This window comes from Streptomyces sp. NPDC087859, assembly GCF_044742595.1.
Lineage (GTDB): Bacteria > Actinomycetota > Actinomycetes > Streptomycetales > Streptomycetaceae > Streptomyces > Streptomyces canus_F.
This window is the reverse complement of sequence record NZ_JBIUUU010000014.1, coordinates 157,568-178,189: the sequence shown is the minus strand read 5'-3', so window position 1 is coordinate 178,189 and position 20,622 is coordinate 157,568. Positions and strand designations below refer to the sequence as shown.

General features: G+C 67.1%; 17 protein-coding genes. 15 read left to right on the top strand and 2 right to left on the bottom strand.

Annotated features, from left to right (window positions below):
• Entirely contained in the window at positions 1-567 is a 567-nt protein-coding gene (locus tag ACIOHP_RS32545; protein ID WP_401893184.1) for an HD domain-containing protein, read from the top strand.
• Here the strand turns inward: ACIOHP_RS32545 and ACIOHP_RS32540 are convergent.
• Both ACIOHP_RS32540 and ACIOHP_RS32535 read right to left on the bottom strand, forming a co-directional pair.
• The gene (locus ACIOHP_RS32540) at positions 555-1,028 is read right to left on the bottom strand and encodes an NUDIX domain-containing protein (RefSeq protein ID WP_401893182.1); all 474 of its coding nucleotides are present in this window, start codon (positions 1,026-1,028) and stop codon (positions 555-557) included. The genes ACIOHP_RS32545 and ACIOHP_RS32540 overlap by 13 nt on opposite strands.
• Before the next feature lie 4 nt (positions 1,029-1,032).
• A complete protein-coding gene (locus ACIOHP_RS32535; RefSeq protein WP_401893181.1) occupies positions 1,033-1,791 on the bottom strand; it encodes an XRE family transcriptional regulator in 759 nt (252 codons plus the stop codon).
• 680 nt (positions 1,792-2,471) lie between these two features.
• On the opposite strand from ACIOHP_RS32535, the gene ACIOHP_RS32530 reads away from it, so the two are divergent.
• From ACIOHP_RS32530 to drmB, 14 genes are all read left to right on the top strand, one after another.
• Positions 2,472-3,098, top strand: a complete 627-nt coding sequence (locus ACIOHP_RS32530; RefSeq protein ID WP_401893179.1) for a hypothetical protein — start codon at positions 2,472-2,474, stop codon at positions 3,096-3,098.
• The gene (locus tag ACIOHP_RS32525) at positions 3,095-3,985 is read left to right on the top strand and encodes a DUF2637 domain-containing protein (protein WP_401893177.1); all 891 of its coding nucleotides are present in this window, start codon (positions 3,095-3,097) and stop codon (positions 3,983-3,985) included. Before ACIOHP_RS32530 ends, ACIOHP_RS32525 begins: the two co-directional genes overlap by 4 nt.
• A 16-nt stretch (positions 3,986-4,001) precedes the next feature.
• Positions 4,002-4,385 carry an RRQRL motif-containing zinc-binding protein gene (locus tag ACIOHP_RS32520; protein WP_401893175.1) on the top strand — a complete coding sequence of 128 codons (384 nt, stop codon included), beginning with the start codon at positions 4,002-4,004 and terminating at the stop codon, positions 4,383-4,385.
• Positions 4,386-4,413: 28 nt separating this feature from the next.
• Positions 4,414-4,911, top strand: a complete 498-nt coding sequence (locus ACIOHP_RS32515; RefSeq protein WP_401893174.1) for a hypothetical protein — start codon at positions 4,414-4,416, stop codon at positions 4,909-4,911.
• A gap of 19 nt (positions 4,912-4,930) precedes the next feature.
• Positions 4,931-5,494 (top strand): plasmid transfer protein TraA, encoded by a 564-nt coding sequence (traA, locus tag ACIOHP_RS32510; protein ID WP_401893172.1) that lies wholly within the window; start codon positions 4,931-4,933, stop codon positions 5,492-5,494.
• 57 nt (positions 5,495-5,551) lie between these two features.
• Positions 5,552-7,363 carry a plasmid transfer protein TraB gene (traB, locus tag ACIOHP_RS32505; protein WP_401893314.1) on the top strand — a complete coding sequence of 604 codons (1,812 nt, stop codon included), beginning with the start codon at positions 5,552-5,554 and terminating at the stop codon, positions 7,361-7,363.
• A complete protein-coding gene (locus ACIOHP_RS32500) occupies positions 7,350-8,468 on the top strand; it encodes a DUF3631 domain-containing protein (protein WP_401893313.1) in 1,119 nt (372 codons plus the stop codon). The genes traB and ACIOHP_RS32500 overlap by 14 nt, the downstream gene beginning before the upstream one ends.
• A gap of 203 nt (positions 8,469-8,671) precedes the next feature.
• Positions 8,672-8,863 (top strand): helix-turn-helix transcriptional regulator, encoded by a 192-nt coding sequence (locus tag ACIOHP_RS32495; protein WP_401893171.1) that lies wholly within the window; start codon positions 8,672-8,674, stop codon positions 8,861-8,863.
• Entirely contained in the window at positions 8,860-10,365 is a 1,506-nt protein-coding gene (locus ACIOHP_RS32490) for a tyrosine-type recombinase/integrase (protein WP_401893169.1), read from the top strand. The genes ACIOHP_RS32495 and ACIOHP_RS32490 overlap by 4 nt, the downstream gene beginning before the upstream one ends.
• A gap of 483 nt (positions 10,366-10,848) precedes the next feature.
• Complete coding sequence (locus ACIOHP_RS32485) at positions 10,849-11,922, top strand: hypothetical protein (protein WP_401893167.1); 1,074 nt, start codon at positions 10,849-10,851, stop codon at positions 11,920-11,922.
• Complete coding sequence (locus tag ACIOHP_RS32480; RefSeq protein WP_401893166.1) at positions 11,895-13,484, top strand: hypothetical protein; 1,590 nt, start codon at positions 11,895-11,897, stop codon at positions 13,482-13,484. The genes ACIOHP_RS32485 and ACIOHP_RS32480 overlap by 28 nt, the downstream gene beginning before the upstream one ends.
• Positions 13,484-15,220: an NERD domain-containing protein gene (locus ACIOHP_RS32475; RefSeq protein ID WP_401893164.1), complete on the top strand. Its 1,737-nt coding sequence runs from the start codon at positions 13,484-13,486 to the stop codon at positions 15,218-15,220. The genes ACIOHP_RS32480 and ACIOHP_RS32475 overlap by 1 nt, the downstream gene beginning before the upstream one ends.
• Positions 15,217-18,684 (top strand): helicase-related protein, encoded by a 3,468-nt coding sequence (locus ACIOHP_RS32470; RefSeq protein ID WP_401893162.1) that lies wholly within the window; start codon positions 15,217-15,219, stop codon positions 18,682-18,684. Before ACIOHP_RS32475 ends, ACIOHP_RS32470 begins: the two co-directional genes overlap by 4 nt.
• A complete protein-coding gene (gene drmB / locus ACIOHP_RS32465) occupies positions 18,681-20,573 on the top strand; it encodes a DrmB family protein (protein ID WP_401893161.1) in 1,893 nt (630 codons plus the stop codon). Before ACIOHP_RS32470 ends, drmB begins: the two co-directional genes overlap by 4 nt.
• Positions 20,574-20,622 lie beyond the last annotated feature (49 nt).

The following is a 20,622-nucleotide window of genomic DNA, read 5'->3' as shown; positions in this document are numbered from 1 at the left end:
TTGTCGACGTTGACGAAGTGGGCCTACCCGCTCGCGGAATCCCTGCTCGCTGAGCCGCTGCCGCGACGGTGGCAGCACTGCTTGGGCGTCGCTGAGAGGGCGCGCACCATCGCGCTCATCCTCGGAGAGGACGCCGAGCTGCTGGAGGCCGCGGCAGTCCTGCACGACATCGGCTACGCGCCCGACCTCGCCAAGACCGGCTTTCACCCCCTTGACGGCGCTCGCTACCTCCGGGACGTCGCGAACGCCGACGAGCGGGTCGTGCACCTGGTAGCCCACCACTCCTGCGCGTGGATGGAGGCCGATGCACGCGGCTTGCGCGAAGAGTTGGAGGGGGAGTTCCCCCGCGAGTGCGCGCACCTGAACGACGCTCTCTGCTTCTGCGACATGAACACGACGCCCGACGGCACGCCCACGAATCCTGTGGATCGGATCAACGAGATTGCCGGCCGCTACGGGCCCGACAGCCTGATCGGCACGTTCATTCGGCGCGCCGAACCCGAGATCCTGGCGAGCACCGCGCGCGTACTCGAGAGGGTCGCCGACGCCAAGCGTCAGCCAATGTAGGGCGCTGTCCGGGTCCGGTCCATCGCATGCTCGATGCGGAGTCGCATCGTGGGGTGAACGTCCAACTCCCGCAGGTCCGTTGGCTCGACCCAACGGACCTGCGTCGTCTCGTTGCTCGTACGCAGCTCACCGCCGACCGGGCGCGCGCGGAAGCAGATGCTGAACTGCTGACGGATCTCGCCGTCGTCGTACTGCATGACGTGACCGGGGTCGGTGTAGATCCCGGACATGTTGACGACCTCGGCCTTGATGCCCGTCTCTTCCCAGACCTCACGGACCACCGTGTCGCTGATGGACTCGCCCACGTCGTGGCCGCCGCCGGGCAGCGCCCAACGTCCGTTGTCGGACCTCTGGATCATGAGCACTTGCCCCGAGTCGTTCTGGACGAACGCCACGACCGAGGGCACGACCGAGTTGGCCGGCGGGGCGTCCGGGTCGTGCAAGTAGTCGATGCGTCCCATGCTCTCAAGCTCCCGTGATGTCGCGTTCGTTTACTGGCCTGGCGCCTTCCCAGGTCTGCTGAACGCTATTGGCAAAGGTGTCGAACAGACCACTTCCGGGGAGACGGCGCAGGTGGAACACGGGAGCCATGTACGCGCCGATGCCGTAGACGTGCGTGTTGGCCAGCATCTCGTCATCGGCGCGGTAGATCGAGTTGTAGAGCACCGTGTCGTGGAGGCGGAAGGTGATCTCGGGATGGCTGGTGAACAGCGGGCGGTAGTTGACCAGCGCGTTGCGGATCTTGCCGTCCATGATGCGGTGACCTTCGTCGATGCCGCGCCGGATGACGGCTTCGCACTCTGGATCACCCATCAGTACTCGGATGCGGACGCCGCTTTCTGCCTTCTCCTTCAGCGTTGAGAAGAAGAGAGGGTCCTCCGCAAGGTAGATACCGGCGTACACGAGGATGTCGATGCGTTCCGTGGCGCGCTCGCACATCTCGCGCCAGAGGCTCGACGGCGCCGTGTGGCGATGCTGGTAGACGGTCACGATCTCGGCTTTCGCCAGGTCGGATGCGCTCTCGGCATTGCGGTCGTCGTCCCAGAGGGTCAGTACATCGACCTGGAGTGCCGCTGCCGTTGCGTACTGGTGTCGCCGGTACGGCACCTTGCCCTGAGTGATCCACCGCTCAACGGTCTTTGGGTTGACTTCGATCTCTTCAGCGAGGCTCTGAATGGTCATGCCTCGCGCCAACAGGGCTGTCCGCAGACGCTCGTTGGACATCTGAGCCCTCCGTGGGACATCTAGGGAGCTCTTGACGGTAGCGAGATCAACCAGAGCTGTCCACGGGTGGGGTAACCAACTCCCCTGACCTGGGGCGATTCTGATCGTGCGCCAAGAAGTCCCGGCGCAAAACCAGGAGGTTCCGCCGCTGTGCTTGACGGACCCCTATGCAGTACCTGTAAAACAGGTACTGCAACACCGAACGCCCAGAGAGCCTCGTGAAACGGGTTCGAAGGAAACGTCTGTGCCTTGACAACTCCACAGCGTGACAAGCCGACGGGGTGAGATTCCCTGTCCCCGCGGCGGCCCGGGTGACGGCCGTCGGCGGCCACTTCCCCGCGCACCGGCTCTGGAGAACAGCCGTCGGGATCATTCCTTCCTCACGGGAGGGCAACCCGGCGGGTGCCACCTGGTGTGCGCCGCCCTGTTGGCGTCAGAGCAGTGACGATGACGCACCCGACCTTTCCCGGCTCGGGGCCGGTCCGCCGCCGCAAGCGGTGGGCCGGTGAAGCCGGTCTTTCTTGCCTCGCCCCGCTGGTCTGCACGTTCGGGTTCGACTCCCGACCGGGGCGCTCCGGCCCGCCGCTTGTGCGGTGCTGGCCGCTTCTCGGGTCGGCCGCCCTCTCGCCAACGTTTCGCGGCCCCCGGCTCTCTCCGTCCCTTCGACTCAGGAGTACGCCATGCGTATCCGCAACTTCGTCTCCGGCCATCCGGCCGACACCGCGCACGACTTCCTCGAACTTGCCCTCGGTACCCCGGTTGAGCTGTGGCTGGGTGTCGGGGGGGAGAGTGAGGAGGAGCGCGCGGCGCGTCTGGACGCGGCCCGCGACATCCTCGCCGACGACCCCGAGCTTGCCGACCGCGGGGGTGCAGGTGGCCGCCAAGGCGCTGGACGAGGCGGGCCTGCTGCGCCTGTCGCCGCTGCCCGTGTCCAGCGCCGCCCTGCGCCGCAGCCTGCGGACGGGGGTCGCCGCATGAACACGAAGCTGACGCTGGACGACCTGGCCGCGCCGCTGTCCGTCCTGCGCCTGCTGGCCGTCGACTTCGGGCATCTGCCGGCGCCGACCGTGAACGTCACGCCCATCTATCCGGACCAGCTGGAGCTTGCGCTCCACTCCGGCCTGACCGACTTCGAAGCCTGGCGCGAGGCGCTGGGTGTCGCTCCGGACAACGTGGACTACCACGTGCAGGGCGACGGCCGCACGGGCGTCCTGCGTAGCACCTTCACCTACGCGGGCGTCGAACTGGAACTGGTCGGCTACGGCGACGTTTCCGCGCCGGTGCTCGCGGAAGCGGAGGCGGCATGAGCACCCCGGCTCGCGTCGACGCCACGTTGACGCCCGTCGAGACCCTGTCGACGCCCGTCAACGTAGACCGTGCCATCACGGCGCTCGCATCGGTGCTCACGGTGGTGCTGACCGCGGTGGCGTTCTGGCTCTCCTACGAGCACTTGCAGGAGGTTGCTGCCCGGCACGGCATGGCGGAAGCGGTGGCCCGCTCGTGGGCCTGGCCCGCCACGGTGGATCTGTTCATCGTGATCGGTGAGCTGTTGATCCTGCGTGCCTCGCTCGCCCACCGGGTCGACTGGTGGGCAATCGCCCTGGTCACCGCCGGGGACGGCGCCTCCATCGCGCTGAATGTGGCCGGGGTTGGACAGGACGCCAACGCCCTGGACTACGTGGTTGCTGCCGTTCCGCCGGTGGCCGCCCTGATGGCGTTCGGCGCCCTGATGCGGCAGGTGCACACCTACCTCACCCACCGGACGATGACGGGCGGCAACGCCCCGTCGACGGGCGTCGAAGCACTGTCGACGCCCGTCAAGGCCAGCGTCGACGCCCCGCAACCCGCACCGACCGCGCCCACGGTGCCCGCGCCCGCTTCGGTCCCCTCCGGCGGGCCGGAGCCGCTGGCCGTCGAGGCTGCGTCGACGCCCGTCACCGCAGAGCCGGTGTCCATCGCCCCGGCGTCGACGCCCGTCGATCTGTGCATGCCGGTCGTCTACCCGAACCGGGTGGATCAGTTGGTGCGGGCGCTGTACGGCACCGACTTCACGCAGCCGAGCACTGCCCGCATGACGATGGCGATGGCCGGGGCGGGACTGGGGGCGTCGGAGTCGACGGCTCGCACGGCGCGTAGCCGGGTCAAGGCTCGTGAGCCGTACCTGACCGACTTCCCCACCGCGCTCGCCGGTTGAGCGGGAGGGCGCGGTCATGTCGTTCTCGTACGCCAAGTGCTTCGACCCCAACGGCGCGCGCCACGGGATACCGACGTTCCCGTGGCGCTGCGCTCCCGACGGTTACGCCACCCTCCGGCAGTTACGTGCCCGCGGCCTGCGCCCCGGCGGTCAGCCCATCGCTGCGCAGGTCCTGCGCCCGCGCTACCGGCGCGGCCCGCTGGTCGCCTACCTCTACCGCATCGACCAGGCCAAGCCCGTGCGGCCGATGACGCCGGCCAAGCGCGCGGCGCTCGCCAAGGCGAACACCGCCCGGCGTACCTGCCCGCAGTGCGGCACCGACGCGGGCTACGTCATCCCCGCCTCGCTCGGGGTGTGCGTGCCCTGCGCCTTTCCCGACGACGAACAGCGCGCTGCCTGAACCACCCCTTCGAGCAAGGAGCTTCGCCATGTCCAGTCGTACCCGTACCCGCAAGGTGAAGACCGGCGCAGGCGTCCACACCGTCCAGCTCCCGCGTCAGCGCGGGCGCCGCTCGCAGCCGCTCGTGGTCGTCGTCCCCGAACACCCGTCGCTGACCCGCGAGGCGCTCGGATTCGTGGGCCGCGGGCTGTGGATGGCCCGGCACGCGCTCGCCCCGACCGCTCTCGCCCTGCTCGCCCTAGTCGTGACCGGCCTGCTGCACGTCCTCGCCTGGTGGTCCGCTCTCGTGCTCGCCCCCACCGCGCTCGCGCCGGCGGTCTGGTTCGCCGTCGTGCAGCGCTCACGCCCGGCACAGAGTTCCACGCTGGCCTGGCGTATCGCACTGGCCGTGTTCGCCACGCTCGCGTTCGCTTGGGCGGCGCTGGCGGCGGGGTTCGGCCCGTGGGCCGGTGCCCTGCCCCTGGTCTGGCTGCTGACGCTGATCGTGGCGCAGACCGCGTGGCTCATCGTCCGCCGTACGCACTGATCAGAGGAGACCACGTCTGATGGCAACCCCTACGCGCAACGGCAACGGCCGCGCCAACGGCACCAATGGTTCGAGCAGCAACAACGGCAAGGGCAACAAGTTCGCCAACGTCGGTGCGGCAGCAGGCGGGTTCGTCGGTGCGATGGGCGGATCGTTCGTCCCGCCCATCAACGTCACTGTCAACAACAACCGCAACCGGAGCCAGGCAGGCGGCGGCCGGTCGGGCAACCAATCCCTTCTGCCTGCACCGGAGTTCACTTCCCCCGCGCAGGTACGGAACTACTGCAACACCCTGCGGGCGGCCGGCGTGACGCTGTCCATCGAAGTGGCCATGGCCGCCGAGATCCTCGACAGCATCCTGGCGGCCGTGCCCGACCCGGAAGGCCGCGCGTTCGGCTCCCGCATCCGGGCCCGGAAGGTGACCCGCAAGATGCGGAAGTCCGCCGACAGCCTGCGGGATGCCGCGAAGAACGCCGCCGCCTGCTACTCCGCGTTCCAGCAGGAGTTCGAGGAAGAGATCAACCGGGTGCGGCACCGCGCCCGGCGCCCGCAACAGCCGGTCATGAACTGGGCTCAGCAGTAAGGAGGTTGGGCCATGGCCCGAGATCGAAACAGCATGACGACCTACTACCCCGACGGGATGCCCGGCTACGTCATGGACCCCCAGGGCGGGCCGGAGAACGGCACCGTCCGCGCGTACCTGCTGCACAAAGCCAAGCCGCATATCCCGCCGTGGCTCACGTGGGGCGCCACCGGTGTGGTCGGGGCGTTGGGGCACTGGCGGTGGCCGGACAACACGGCGGCCGGCGTGGGCCTGACGCTGGCGTCGGTGGCGCTGACCGGTGTCACTTGGGCCGCGGGCAAGTCGACCAGCAAACAGCGCCGTCTGCACTCCGCGGTGACGGTGGCGGCCGGGTCGGCGTGGGTGACGGCCGCTTGTCTGGCCGGGCCGACCGCCGGGCCGGTCGACGACCTGTTCCTGATGGGCGGGCCCGCCGTGGCACTGTCCTGGAACGTGCGCATGGTCCTGCGCCACAACACCGACGGGACCGCGGGCAGTCCGGATGGGGGCCTGCTGGGGAAGGTGGGGCTTGCGCGGGCGCAGATCGGTGCGGCGAAGGTGGAGCCCAACCGGGTCACCGCGCCGCTCGCTCTGCAACCGGGCGAGCAGACCAACGACGACGTCGCCAAGGCACTGGCCCGGATCGCGTCCGCGCTGGACCTGCCGAAATCCGCTGTTCGGTATAGCCCCGACCCGGATTCCGAGCGCCGGGGCGATCTGGTGATCGTGCCGGAAGACATGCTCGCCGAAGTCGTCGAGTGGGAGGGGCCATCGAACCTGGGTGGTTCGATCGCGGAGCCGCTGGTCATCGGCCGCTACGACGATGGGGCCCCGCTCCTGATCTGGCTTCCGGGCGATCCGGATGCGGGCCGCAACTCCACACACGTGCTGGTCGCGGGCGGTACCGGCTCCGGCAAGGGCGATGCCGCTCTGAACCTGCTCACGGAGATCCAGTCCCGCACCGATGTCATCGTGTGGTTCTCCGACCCCAAGGCATTCCAGGACTTCGCGCCGCTGCGGGCGGGGCTGGACTGGGCTGCGGAGGGCGGCTCGCAGACGGAGGTCATGGTGGCGGCCGTGGAGGCGGCCATCCCGGCGCGTACGCGCTGGCTCGGCTCGCACGGCTACCGCCAGTGGGTTCCCGCGGCGGCGCAGGTGCAGAACGACCCGGAGCACTCCTGTCGCACCGACAGCAGGGCGTGTGGCTGTGCGGGGATGCCGTTCCTGGTGGCCTGGTTCGAGGAGGCGGCCAACACGCTCCGTGCGATGGGCGATGACGCGTTCACCGGCATCGCTCAGGAGGCTCGGTCGGCCGGCATCTCGTTGATCGTGTCGTTGCAGCGCCCGTCCTACGACCAGATGTCCACCTCCACCCGCGCCTCCCTGCCCTCCGTCGTCGCGCACGGCTGTGACCCGCGCGATGAGGGGTTCTCGCTGCCGGAGACGGTCATCGACGCGGGCGCCTACCCCGGGGCGTGGGGCAACCGGCGGCCGGGCTATTGCTACGTGGTCTCGCCGGGCATCGAGGAGTCCCGTTACCCCTCGCCAGGGCGTACCCGGCGCTTCAGCCTCCGGGCCGTGCCGGTCATGGAACGGCTTGGCGCGTGGGCGCAGTGCAACGGTGCTTCCGCCGACCCCGTCACCGCGGGCGCGGCCACCTCCGTGGCCGGACGCGCCTACACGGGCCGCCCGATCCCCGGCGAGGAGCGGGCGGCACTGACCGTCGTGGATGAGGAGGAGCAGGACATGGACCACGGCGGACCGCTCGTCGACCCCGAGGACGCGGGCATCGATCCCGAGGCGGAGCTTCCCGAGTCGCAGGAGGGCGACGACGCCCCGATCTTCGGCCAGGACACGGGCCGCAAGCCGTCGCCGGATCTTCCCGAGTGAAGCCGCCTACGTGGCTGTGACCCTCTGGGATGCCCACGCCCACCTGCTCGACTCCTTCGATTCCACTCCGCGTATCGCGTTCCTCTCCCCGGAGCCGGGGTCCGGCAAGTCCCGCGCGCTGGAGATCGTGGAAACCTTGGTGCCCAACAGCATGGCGGCCGTGGCTGCGTCGGCATCCGCGCTTTTCCGCTCCGTCTCCGGTATCGACGGTGAACGCCCCACGATCGTCTTCGACGAGATCGACACCGTATTCGGCCCCAAGGCCGGAGAGAACGAACAGCTCCGAGGCTTCCTGAACGCCGGACACCGGCGCGGCCGGCTCATGTACCGGTGCGTGGGCGACGGTGCCAACCAGACCGTGCAGGGCTTCCCGTCGTACGCCGCGGTGGCCATGGCCGGACTCGGCTCGTTGCCGGACACGATCCTGACCCGTTCGGTCATCATTCGCATGCGTAAGCGCGCCCCCAACGAGAAGGTCGAGCCCTACCGGGAGCGCATCAACGAGCGGGAAGGCCACGCCCTGCGCGACCGCCTCGCCGAATGGGCCGACACCGTCCGGGAGACCATGGCAGGCGCCTGGCCCGCCATGCCGGAGGGCGTCACCGACCGGCCCGCGGATGTGTGGGAACCCCTGCTCGCAGTTGCCGACGCGGTCGGTGGCCACTGGCCGGAGCGGGCTCGACTGGCCTGTGTCGAGTTGGTCCGCGCGGCGCAGGACAACAGCGAAACCTCGCTCGGGGTTCGCCTGCTGACCGACCTGCGCGACCACGTGTTCAACGGCGCCGATCGCGCTTCCACGGCCGTCATTATCGACCGGCTCAACAGCCTGGAGGATGCGCCCTGGGGTGACCTCAACGGCAGGCCCCTGGATTCCCGGCGGCTCTCGCGCTTGCTCAAGGAGTACATGCGGGCCGACAACGAGCCGATCAGGGCGCGCAACATGCGGACCGCAGATGGCCTGCTCAAGGGCTACTACGCGGCCGACCTGCGTGACGCATGGATGCGCTACTGCCCGCCGCGGCTTGGGTCCCTTCCAGAATCCGCTACATCCGCTACATCGGCCACGCTGGACGCTGAACCGCTTCTGACCAGCGTCAACGCGTAGCAGACCGACCATCTATCAGCCGCTACACCGCCCTCCCGGGCCGCTACATCCGCTACATCCCGGGGCGGTGTGGCGGCTCTATCCGCTACATGCCACGCATCCGCTACACGAAACAGGCCCCCTGACCTGCGATGTAGCGGATGTAGCGGATGTAGCGGACTTGTGGGAGGGGCGGCGTAGCGAACCGCGACAGGAGAGACACCGTGGCCAGGCCGCGCGACGAAATGCTCACCATCTCGCAGGTGATCGAGGAAATCGGAATCCCAAAGGCGACCTTCTACCGCTGGCGGGCATGCAAGAAGGGTCCGAAGTCCATCAAACTCCCGAACGGCGCGGTACGGATTCGCCGTTCCGAACTCGACCGCTGGCTGACCTCGCTGGAGGAAGCCGCGTGACGAGCAGCAACACGGGGGCCGAACTCGACAATGGTTCGGCCCTCGAGGCCTTTTCCTTCGACGTGCGCCTGTGGAACGTATCCAAGGCGCAGAGCAAGACCCGCCCATACCAACTACGTTGGAAAGTCGGCGGAAAGGTCAGCAGTGCCACGTTCGCCACGGTCATGCTTGCCGATAGTCGTCGAAACGAACTCTGGGCAGCCATGCGTAGAGGGGAAGCCTTCCGGATCGAAGACGGGCTTCCCGAATCCGAGGTGAGAGCGGCTGAAGCGGCGGCGGCCGTTCGCCATGACCCGTCGTGGTTCGAGTTCGCCCGTGAATACATGGCGGTCCGATGGCGCACCGCCGCGGCGAAGACCCGGGAAGAGCTCGCGGACAGCCTCGCTACCGTGGCTCTCGCCATGATGGGCGACGATGCCAAGGCTCCGACGCTGGAAGACGTCCGGCGCGCTGTCCGTTGGGCCGTCGTACCGGCTCACAAGGACGACGAGCCGCCGGCGGACCTGGTCGCGGCGCACACGTGGCTCGCAGCCCACTCGCTGTCGCTCTCAGCGCTCACGGACTCCAAGGTCATCCGGGACGTTCACTATCGGCTGTCTTTCAAATTGGACGACACTCCTGCCGCAGCGGATACGTACAAACGGAGACGCCGCGGCTTCAACACCGCGATGGAATACGCGATTCAAGAGGGATACCTGGCAGAGAACCCCCTCAAGGGGGTGAAGCGGACCACGTCCCAAGGCGGAGACGCAGTAGACCCCCGGACCCTGGTGAACGAGGTACAGGGAAAGCAACTCCTCACCGCGGTCTCATACGTGGGGTCAGTGCACCGAAATCGCGGGCGTCGGCTGGTCGCCTTCTTCGCGTGCATCCTGTACGCCGCAATGCGCCCCGCCGAAGTCGTCGGACTCCGGCTGAGCGACTGTGACCTGCCGGAGCCGCCTCGGTACGTCGTGAGCCTTGTAAAGGGCTTCACGCAGCCTCGGGCGCGATGGGGGACGCTGACGCTGCGGGAGACGCGGCCGATCTCGGGCAAGAAGTGGACCGACTCGGGGGAGCGCCACGACAAGCGCGGGTTGAAGTCACGAGAGCCCGGTGCGGACCGGCCGGTCCCGATCCCGCCCGTACTGGTGGCGATGCCCCGGGCGCACGTTGAGGAGTTCGGCACGGCCGCGGACGGCCGGCTGTTCCCGAACGAGCGTGGGGGACTGCTCGGCACCTCCAGCTACTGGCGGGTGTGGCAGGAAGCCCGGCAGTTCGCGCTCACTCCGCAGAAGGTCACGTCCCCGCTGGCCCGCAAGCCGTACGACCTACGGGCCACCTGCATCACGAACTGGCTCCGCGCGGGTCTCCCCGTAGCCGAGGTGGCGCGGCGCGCGGGCAACTCCCCGGAGGTCATCCACCGCCGCTACGCCGGCGTCATCGACGACAGCGAGGAGGCGAACAACAGGAAGATCGAGCAGGCGATGGGGTGGAGCTCGGAGAACGGCTCCGGAGCGTAGCGATGCTCTATCGCAGGTCTATCACGACGACTGCGAAACAACGACAAAGAGCGGGAGTCAGTGAGGCTGACTCCCGCTCTTTCATGTCGGCATCCGCCCAGGTCAACGTGCAGTTTCTGCTGATCTTCGGCGAGTGCCCCCTGCAGGATTCGAACCTGCGCACACGGCTTCGGAGGGGGCTTCGGGTCCGGACATCAGTGCTGGTCATGTGCCTCTGACCGATCACATGGTCGTCCCTCGTCCGCGGATGGTCCACAAGCCGCTACAGCTAGGCGGAGGGTGACGAGCGGCGGTGCTCGATCGGGAGTCCCGCCGGACTGGGACGCGTGGTGCTACGCATGCAGACTCCCTAGGCCCCTCCAAGCAGCCCTACTTCGGAGCCGCGCCCTTCGCCCCCTCTGGCACCCTCGCTGAGTAAAAGATGAGTGTCCCAACTGTGAAGATATTGTAAGATCCACGCACTGTCAGAGGGGGAAATCCTCGATGGTGGTGCTGAGGGATCTTCTCTTGGTGGGGGCTGGGGCGGTGGCAAGAGGCAAGACGTCGCTCCGTGGCGCGTCCACACTGGTCGGCAACAGGTGGCAGGCGCTGCCTGAGTGGGCGGCATGGTTCTCGGAGATCGGGTACTGGGCGGCCGGCCTGCGCGACGGAGGCTCAAACACGGTAGTGGCGCTGTCCGTTCCGACGCGTGAGTACATCGCAGTGTTGCTGGCCTATGGAGTAGTGAACCGGGCATCCCAGGACGACGCGTTTCCTGCGGAGTCGAAGCAGAACTTCGACCAGGCCAAGGGCCTGCCCGTCGGCACCTGTGTCCGCGTTATCCCGGTCAAGGGGCCCGGACAGGGACGGCGCGTGTACACGGGGGTGTTCGGCGGGGCGTTCCAGAACCATCATGGACGGGTCTACGAACTTGCGGGTAGTAAGAGTCCTGGCCGACGTCCTGGACCGCTTTCTTGGTTTCCAGCAGACGACTACCGGCTCCAACTGCTTCGCTGGCCGGACCTGCCGGAAGATTACAGGGGTAGTAACCGCTTCAGCGAAGAGCTTGAAATACCCGTCGGCGCCGAGAAGCTGTTAGCCGGACAGATGGCCGACTTCTACGAACGCTGCTCGCTGCACAGCGTCGTGATAGGGGTAAGGAACACGGTCCTGGCTGAAGCCCAGGTCGTCGTCGGGGCGCCCGGAGGACCAGCATTGTCCCTGCAGGAGCTCCTGCGTCTGCGCGCAGTCCGCTCACCTGGATCCCACTATCGCAGCGTGGTGCTGTCGAGCCGGGGTGATCCGGATGAGTACCGCGACGTGGTTCGATCCTGCCAGCCGGCTGTGGCCGTGCTCGACGGTGCGGCAACGGTTCGGCGGTGGCTTGGAGCCAGCCTCGCGGGTGTGACGGTGGCCGTGGTCGAGCGGACTAGCCCGTCAGCACTGGCCGCTGCGGACGGGCTCTACGAAAACCGATGGCGCAGTGTGGCCAACGTCGATGTGCCCAGAGACCTCGGCAGCCGGATTCCTCCGGGAGTTGAGCTGCTGGCATGGAAAGGCAGGGGGGCGGCGCGATGAGTTTGTGGGAGGCGGACAAGGTCTACCAGCACGCCGACTGCGCTATTGAGGAACAGCCGGTGCACCACTCAGGGGTGCACTCGTTCATGCGGGTAGCGTCACAATTTTTGCGTTCAGTAGGGGAGTTGGAAAGCTCTGACCTGTGGAGGAAGGCTTGCGTCGAGATCCGGCGCGTCAGGTGGCTCCTCGGTACCGTGCCGGTGCCCCTCAATAGCGTGCAGCTCAGGCTTCAGGAAAAGGCGCACAGTTTGGCGGGCATTAGCGCTCGTTTGCGGCAGGCTGCGGATGCTGATCTGGTGCGCCAGCTGTCCACCGTCGCGCAGGCTCTGACCCGCCTAGGGGCGGACTCATCCAATCCGCTTGCGGCCGGGGTTATGACGTTCCTGTCGTCTGGCCGCAAGAGCACCTCGCTTGTGGCGGTGACCAACCGCTTCTACCAGGACGCCGTTGTCCACGCGCTTGGCGTGAGCCGCTACCCAGTGGAGATTGGCCTGGTCAGCGACCTGTTGGGAGCTGAGGTATATGACTCGGCCGTGGTGGTTGGACCGGTTGGCTGGCTTCCGCCGGGGGTGCTGAATGCTCCCCGGGCAGCGCGGCTCGGACTGGTCCACTATGACTTCTACCGTGAACCGCTGGACATACAGCCGCTATTCGACGAAGGGCCTGTGCTGCGCGGCACCATGCCAACGCGCGTACGCCGCCGTGAAACGAAGACAGTCGGAACACCGTCCGAGCTCGCGGGCCATACGACGCCTGAGACGGCAGAGTCTCTGCTGACGGATCTCGACGTCGCTTCACTGGCGCAGGATGCTGTTGCAGGACTTCCCATTGAAGCTTTGCGGGACAGTGCTTCAGGCGGTCACGAGGGCGTGGAGGCTCGTGCGGCTCTACTCGCTGACGGTTCGTATGTCCTGTTGCCCGCGGAATCCAGCGTTCACAAAATTCTGTTGGTTGAGCCGGATCAGGATGATGAGCCGTCTGTCGAGGCGGTCGACGGGGCCTCGATTTCGGTCGGCGACTACGTTGTACTGCGCGGTAGCTCCTATTATCAGAGCCTGATCGAGCGGGCCGATGTCGTCCTGGGCGAGGACGCACCTATGCTGCGCGCGCTACAAAAGGGGTGGAAAGCGCAGCTGGGCGATCGTATTGCCCATCACCCAGATGGTCGTCGGGGGGTTGCGAAGGACTTGGTGGCGCGCGGCGCGGTGACAACCAACCTGGACTACTGGACGAGCCCTTGGTGCATCAGAACCCGTCGGAAAGATGACTTCGCTGTCGTCATGGCGTACCTGGGCCGCAGAGGGGAGGCACAGGACGCCTGGGTGGCTCTCGGCCGAATCGATCACGCACACCGCAGTGCCGGGCGGAGCTACGCCGAGGCTGTGCAGCGTGCTGTCTCCGGGGATCTGTGGCAGCAGCTCTGGGTGGATCGCTGGTGCGAGATCCCCCTGGATGACACGGACTCGGGCGCGCGGGTGGCTCTGGTCGACGCCCTTCTCCCCGGACAGCTGTGCGTCCCCCCGCATTATCTCTGCCGGCTCCGCACTTCGGAGGTGCCCTGATGGCGCGCATGATCCCGTCGGCCTTCGATCCGGAAGCCACCCCAAGTCCCGGGGAGAAAGAAGTATTTCAGCGGCTGCGCGATGACCCTGGCACAGATGGTTGGGTGGTGCTGCACTCGCTGGGGATTGCCAACCATCCGCGACAGATCCAGGGTGAAGCAGACTTCGTCATCATCGTGCCCGGAAAGGGACTGCTAGTCCTTGAGGTGAAGGCCCATCAGCAGGTCAGGCGCCTCCCGAGTGGTGAGTGGCGGTTGGGCAGCCAGTCACCAACCCTGAGGAGCCCGTTCCAACAGGCCGATGAGGCCATGCACGCGGTCAAGGCGAAGCTCATAGGCCACGGCGGTGGGTTCGGAGCTATACCTATGACCTCCGCGGTTCTGTTCACGCACAGCCGGTTCGCGGTGTCAGGCCCCATGGAGTGGCACTCATGGCAGGCGATCGACACGGTGGCTCTGCACAGCCGTCCCATTTCCGCGCTGATCACCGGGGTCCTGGACGCCCACCGCGCGCACCTCACCTCGACTCCCACAGCAGGCTGGTTCAACCCGGCATCTGCCACACCCGACGCCGACCAGACCGACCGGATCCTGGAGGCGCTGCGCCCCTCCTTCGAGTTTGCCGAACCGCCCAAACTGCGACGTCAGCGGATGGAACGCGAGACGCAGACCTTTACGAAGCAGCAGTACGAGGTACTCGACATGATCGCCGCCAACCGGCGGTGCCTGGTCCGCGGTGCCGCAGGGACGGGCAAGACGTTCGTGGCGGTGGAGGCGGCACGACGGTTCGCTGGAAACGGTCAGAGAGTTTTGCTGTGCTGCTTCAATCGGCAGTTGGGCCACTGGCTCAAAGAAGAGACCGCCGGGGTGGATGGGATCACGGCGGCTCACCTTCACTCCTACATGGCGGGACTGGTGCCCGCTGCACGCCCTGCGGCAAGCGGAGACGACGGGTTCTTCACCGAGGAGCTTCCCGATCTCGCCCTGGAAGCCCTGTTGGAATGTGACGGCCCGCCGTTCGACGTGCTGGTGATCGACGAGGCACAGGACCTGATGCGCGAGTCCTACCTCAACGTCCTCGACTCCTCCTTGCGCGGAGGTTTGTCCAGCGGCCAGTGGCTGGCGTTCGGCGACTTCACGCGCCAGGCCCTCTACGACTCCGGCGGCGAGGGAATGGAAGCCCTCCATGAGCGGACGGCGGGCGAGCCAGCGGTGTTCATACTGCGTCACAACTGCAGAAGCGTCCCCGACATCACCTTCTATGTGGAAGCGACGTCCGATCTTGACCCGGGCTATGCGGGAACGCTGCGTCCCTCCAACGACCGGACCGCAGAGCACCTGTGGTGGACGGACAGCGAGGAACAGCAGCGGCTGTTGGCGGACAGGCTCACCCAGCTCACCCGCGAAGGGTTCCGGCCCGAGGACATCGTCGTCCTGTCACCGCTGCGCAATGACCAGAGCGCGGCCGGCATCTGCCAGGACCCCCGGTGGCGGAACCGGCTCGTGCCTTTCGGCTCCCAGCAGCCGGGAGCGGTGCGATACGGGACAGTGCACGGGTTCAAGGGCCTGGACTCCCCAGCGGTCATCCTCACGGATATCGCCTCGTTCGGGTCGGCGCGCGAACAGACGCTCTTCTACGTGGGCGCCTCCCGCGCCAGGGACGAACTCACGGTGCTGATGTCCCAGAACGCACGCCCTGGCTTCCGCAAGCAGGTCTTCAAGGAGAAGGCAGCATGACCACCAGCGATCACCTCGGTCCGCGTGAAGACGTTATCGACGCCCTGAGGGCCGAACTGCTCGGCCCTGCGCCCGCCGGCAAGTCCCTCAACCCGGAACCGTTCGGCAACTGGGAGGAAGCCCGCGGCCCATGGGTTGACCCCGAGTCCGGAGAGGAGATCCTCGACCGGGCCCCGCTGGTGCGGTACGGCGTCGGCGTCCTGTACCCCGCTGAGAGCACCGCTCGACCCGCAGACGAGGATCGCACGGTCGTCGCCGGTCTCGTGGACGGTGAGCTCGACGAAAAGGTCTTCGAGGGCCTGCAGGATGCTGCACAGCGCACGGTCGGCGGGCCGCCCGAGGACGACGACTTCGACCTTGCCGGCGCGAACGACCGACGTCCCAGCACCATGGGTCTGTCGTTCATGCTGGCAGGTGGGAGCGGTGTGGCTCTCCGCATCGTTTTCACAGGAGGCCGCTACAGACACCAGAACGTGTCTGTAGCGGGCGATGCGCGGCGGTGGTGGGTACGCAGCCCCGTTACGGCGGTCTGGGAGCTGACTGCGGACGAAATCGCCACGGCCAACCGGGTTCTGCGGAAGCCGCAGCCGGACACGGACGCCTCGCGCAGCATCGACGGGCTTGACCTGGAGCTGATCGTCAACGTGCGCAGCCACCAGGACGGCAGGCTGATCACAGTCGCCCTTGTCAACCGGACGGTCCCCGGAACCCAGCCACTCGATGCTGTGAGCCTGTTCCAGGCCGAGATGACCGTCGAGCCGCAGGGCGGGTGGCTCGTCCCCTACCCGGAGGCGGCCGAAGCCGAGACGCACCCGGACGACGCCTCGTTCAATCTGCTCTACCGGGAAGCACGGACCTTTGCCGTGGGGCACGGCTGCGCCGCGGACTGGGCCGACCCCATAGAGGGTCGGGCCGCATGGGCCAAGGCCGACCCACTGCCCTGGTACGAGGCACCCAGCATCACCCCCGACATCCGGCAGAACGGCAGCCCGCTCACCGTCTCTATGGAGCAGCTTTCTGGGGACGGCCCTGGCGGTCCTGAGCGCCTGGAGCAGGTCGTCGGCGCGTACGCGGAGTGGATCGAGGTTCTCGAAGAGAAGGCTGCCGGCCTCGACGAGCGGTTCCGGCCGACCGCCGCGCAGCACATCGAAGGCTGCCGCAAGGCTCTGGGCCGGATGCGGGAAGGGCTCGAACTGGTCCGTGACGCGCGGAGCGACGTGGGCCGTGCCTTCCGGATGGCAAACCGTGCCATGCTGCGCCAGCAGCTGCGCTCTGGGGCCGACCTGCGTCCGACGCAGTTCGTCGACGGGCGCTACCAGGTGGAGGGAGCCCAGCCGGATGAGAACGAGGCTCGCCGTAAGGGCAAAGGGAACTGGCGTGCCTTTCAGATCGCGTTCCTTTTGGCCGCCATCCCCTCAAGTGCCGATCCTCTCCATGAAGACCGTGAGGTTGTTGACCTCATCTACTTCCCGACCGGCGGTGGCAAGACTGAGGCCTACCTCGGACTGTCTGCCTTCACGATGCTGCTCCGTCGTCTGCGCAATCCCGGTGACACGAGTGTCACCGTCCTCATGCGCTACACGCTGCGTCTGCTGACCGCTCAGCAATTCCTACGCGCCGCCGCTCTCGTCTGCGCGCTTGAGGAACTGCGCGCAGACGCGCAGGACCTCGGAGCAGTCCCCTTCTCGATCGGGATCTGGGTGGGTGGCGAGACCACTCCCAACCGGCGCGCGGATGCGAAGTCAGCACTTGGAAGGCTCTACCGCGGAGAGCAGGAGAACCCGTTTCTGCTGCTGCGCTGTCCCTGGTGCTCAGCTCAGATGGGTCCCGTCCCCAGCCAGGAGGAAGACACCGCGCCCGGGCAGCGTCGCCGTAGGACTGGTCGGCGCACCGGAGCAGCGGCCCGCACACCCGTAGCCGGGTACACGGAGTACCGCGGAACCGTGCGCTTCATCTGCCCGGACAACGAGTGCCGTTTCTCCACGGAGGACTCGCCGCTGCCTGTCTACGTGGTTGACGAGGACCTCTACGAGCACCGGCCGACTCTCGTGATCGGGACGGTGGACAAGTTCGCCCTCATTGCCTGGCGGCCCAAAGCGCGGGCCCTGTTCGGCTTCGGATCTGACGGGCTCGGTTCGGACGGCTCCCGGGCCTACTCGCCCCCTTCGTTGATCATCCAGGACGAGCTGCACCTCATCGCCGGTCCGCTCGGCTCCCTTACAGGTCTCTACGAGAGCGTTATCGAAGAACTGTGCACCGACCGGCGAGACGGCACGCGAATCCTCCCCAAGATCGTCGCCTCCACCGCGACGATCCGGCGGCACGAAGAGCAGGTCAAGGCCCTCTACGGCCGTGAGCAGGTGCACCTTTTCCCGCCGCACGGCATCGACGCCTCCGACTCCTTCTTCGCCGTCTACGACCGCGATCCGGAGACCGGCACTCTCAAACCGGGGCGGCGCTACATCGGCGTGCACGCCCCCGCCCTCGGATCCATGCAGACCACCCAGGTCCGCACGTTCGCCGCCCTGCTCCAGGCAGCCAAGGACCTTCCCGAAGACCTCTGCGACCCCTGGTGGACACTGCTCGCCTTCTTCAACAGCCTCCGTGAGCTCGGCAACTCACTGTCGCTCATGCAGTCCGACATCCCCGACTACCTGAGGACCATCAACAACCGCTCAGAGACGGACCGCACCGGGATGCGCTACCTCAACTGGGTCGAGGAGATGACCAGCCGCCTCCGTCAGGACCAGATCCCCGAAGCCATCCAGAAACTCGAGCGGCAGCTCACGGACGAACAGCGGGCCGTAGACGCCTGCCTGGCCTCCAGCCTCATTGAGGTCGGCATCGACATCCCCCGCCTCTCGCTGATGACCGTTGTCGGCCAGCCCAAGAGCACCTCTCAGTACATCCAGGTCACCGGTCGCGTCGGACGACGCATTCCCGGCCTGGTCGTCACCCTGTACGGAGCCGGCAAGCCCCGCGACCGCAGCCACTTTGAGCGCTTCCGCAGCTACCACGAACGCCTGTACGCGCAGGTCGAACCGACCAGCTCCACCCCATTCGCCCCGCCCGCGCTGGACCGGGCCCTGCGCGCAGTCGCGGTTGCCTACATCCGGCAGACCGGACCGGAGGCGCTTGAGCCTCAGCCGTTCCCAGCCGAAGGGTGGGAAGCGGCCAGAAAGCTTCTCCTCGACCGGGTCGACTTCTGCGACTCCGAAGAAGCTGACCGCACAGCCAGCATCCTGGACAGGATGCGCAAGGAGTGGGAGGCGTGGCAACCCGGACAGTGGGGCGACTTCGGGCCCATGGCTAGCGGCGACCAGCTCCTGCGCCCTCTTGGCCAGTACGCGGACGAGCAGGCGCAGAGTATGACCTGGGCGATCCCCTCATCCATGCGCGGCGTCGACGCCGAATGCCAGATCGAGGTCACCTCGGAGTACGCGATCCAGGAAGGACAGTCATGATCCGCGGCAAGGTCCGGCGCTCCCAGATGGTCGCTCCATTCGGCCCCGGGGCCATGCATGTGCTCTCCGACGGCACGTCGGTCATTACCGCAGGCCTCGACCACTGGTTTCCACGCGGAGACGACCGCAACCAGGAAGAGTTCCGTATCCATGAATGGCGCCTGGAACAGCATCTCGGCGTTGACGCGCTCTACTCTCCTCCGGACTACCGCACCCGTTCGGATAACGGGGTCAATACCGGTCTCACCGTCCCGGTCCTCCGATTCCCCACCTGGGGCTTCTGCCCGCGCTGCCGCAAGCTGGCCAAGGACCGGCTCCACCAGGAGAACCGTCCGGCCTGCAAGGAGCATGAGTCCTCCGGCCGCAAACCCTTCTTCGCTCAAGTGCCCTTCGTCGCGATCTGTGAGCGAGGGCACCTCCAGGACTTCCCCTGGTTCGAATGGGCGCACAAGTCAGCGTCGCCCTCCTGCCGGGGGCACCGCCTCTCGCTGCGGTCCTCCGGCGGCGGCACTCTGGCCTCTCAACGGGTGTCCTGTTCCTGCAAAGCGACTCGGAGCCTGGAGGGCATCACATCAACAAGGAGTAGTGCCGAGAACGGCCTTTCCACGTTTCTCTCGGAGGAGCTCGAGCCGGGCGGGCCGGCGTACCTGTGCCGCGGCGGGGCACCCTGGCTGGGGATCGACCGCGAAGGGGAGCCGTGCGGGAGTCCTCTCCGCGGCAGCCTGCGCGGCGCCGCGAACGTCTACTACTCGCTCCTGAAGAGCTCCATCTTTGTGCCTGAGGTGGCCGCGTCGACCGCTGACCCAAAGATCCTCGCTGTCCTCCAGGACGGGGCGATCGTCCAGGCCCGGAACAGGACAGCGGTCTTCCTTGACAAGGGCGAGGCTTTGCCTGTCCCTATGCTCCGGAAAGCGGCCCAGGGTAACGCCTTCCTCCTCGATGACTTCAGCGACGAGGAGATCGCCCGCGCACTAGCCGTCCTGCAACAGTCCGAATCCGGAGTTTCCGAGACAAAGGAGCCTGGCTCCGCACAGGATCCGGCCCCATTCCGCGCCACCGAGTACCAGACGCTGCGTGGTGCGATCGAGTCTGAGGAACTGGTCGTACGCGAGCCCCGAGGACAGTACGCCCCCAGCATTGCCTCCGCCTTCGCCCGCGTAAGGCTTGTAGAAAAGCTCCGCGAAACTCGGGTGCTATGGGGATTCAATCGCGTTTTCGCGGAGTCCCCTTACGATGACGCGTCCCGTAAGGCACTGCTGCGCCGCACGCTCGCGCGCCCGGGTGGCAACTGGCTTCCGGCATACGCTGTAAGCGGCGAGGGCATATACCTGGAACTCGACACGACGCTGCTAGGTGCATGGGAGGAGCGCCGGGAAGTTCTGGCACAGGCTGAACTACTCACGCAGCGTTTCTCGGACCTGGCCGAACAGCGCGGCCTGACCAAGCGCGAGTTGTCGCCGCGCTTCATCCTCCTGCACACACTGGCGCACCTGCTCATCAACCAACTCACCTACGAGTGCGGCTACAGCTCGGCTTCTCTGAGGGAGCGCCTCTACGTGAGCCCCGGCCCGGACGGCATGGCCGGCATCCTCATCTACACCGCCGCCGGGGACTCGGAGGGCACTTTGGGCGGCCTGGTTCGGATGGGCGAGCCCGGTCGGTTGGAGGGAGTGCTGGAGAACGCCCTGGCACACGCTGCGTGGTGTTCCTCGGACCCGGTGTGCATCGAGAGCAAAGGCCAAGGTCCCGGATCCTGCAATCTTGCCGCCTGCCACAGTTGCGCACTGCTTCCTGAGACTGCATGCGAGGAGTACAACCGCTTCCTTGACCGGGCCTTGGTGGTCGGTGGGCTCGGGAAGAGCGAGCTCGGATTCTTTGCCACGAACTGAGAGTAGGTCGGTGGTGTGCGTGAGCCTCTCACGCACACCACCTTCGTCT

Coding starts and splice junctions, on each gene's coding strand:
- ACIOHP_RS32540 (WP_401893182.1), bottom strand. CDS start 1,028: ATGGGACGCATCGACTACTTGCACGACCCGGACGCCCCGCCGGCCAAC.
- ACIOHP_RS32535 (WP_401893181.1), bottom strand. CDS start 1,791: ATGTCCAACGAGCGTCTGCGGACAGCCCTGTTGGCGCGAGGCATGACC.
- ACIOHP_RS32530 (WP_401893179.1), top strand. CDS start 2,472: ATGCGTATCCGCAACTTCGTCTCCGGCCATCCGGCCGACACCGCGCAC.
- ACIOHP_RS32525 (WP_401893177.1), top strand. CDS start 3,095: ATGAGCACCCCGGCTCGCGTCGACGCCACGTTGACGCCCGTCGAGACC.
- ACIOHP_RS32520 (WP_401893175.1), top strand. CDS start 4,002: ATGTCGTTCTCGTACGCCAAGTGCTTCGACCCCAACGGCGCGCGCCAC.
- ACIOHP_RS32515 (WP_401893174.1), top strand. CDS start 4,414: ATGTCCAGTCGTACCCGTACCCGCAAGGTGAAGACCGGCGCAGGCGTC.
- traA (WP_401893172.1), top strand. CDS start 4,931: ATGGCAACCCCTACGCGCAACGGCAACGGCCGCGCCAACGGCACCAAT.
- traB (WP_401893314.1), top strand. CDS start 5,552: ATGCCCGGCTACGTCATGGACCCCCAGGGCGGGCCGGAGAACGGCACC.
- ACIOHP_RS32485 (WP_401893167.1), top strand. CDS start 10,849: ATGGTGGTGCTGAGGGATCTTCTCTTGGTGGGGGCTGGGGCGGTGGCA.
- ACIOHP_RS32480 (WP_401893166.1), top strand. CDS start 11,895: ATGGAAAGGCAGGGGGGCGGCGCGATGAGTTTGTGGGAGGCGGACAAG.
- ACIOHP_RS32475 (WP_401893164.1), top strand. CDS start 13,484: ATGGCGCGCATGATCCCGTCGGCCTTCGATCCGGAAGCCACCCCAAGT.
- ACIOHP_RS32470 (WP_401893162.1), top strand. CDS start 15,217: ATGACCACCAGCGATCACCTCGGTCCGCGTGAAGACGTTATCGACGCC.
- drmB (WP_401893161.1), top strand. CDS start 18,681: ATGATCCGCGGCAAGGTCCGGCGCTCCCAGATGGTCGCTCCATTCGGC.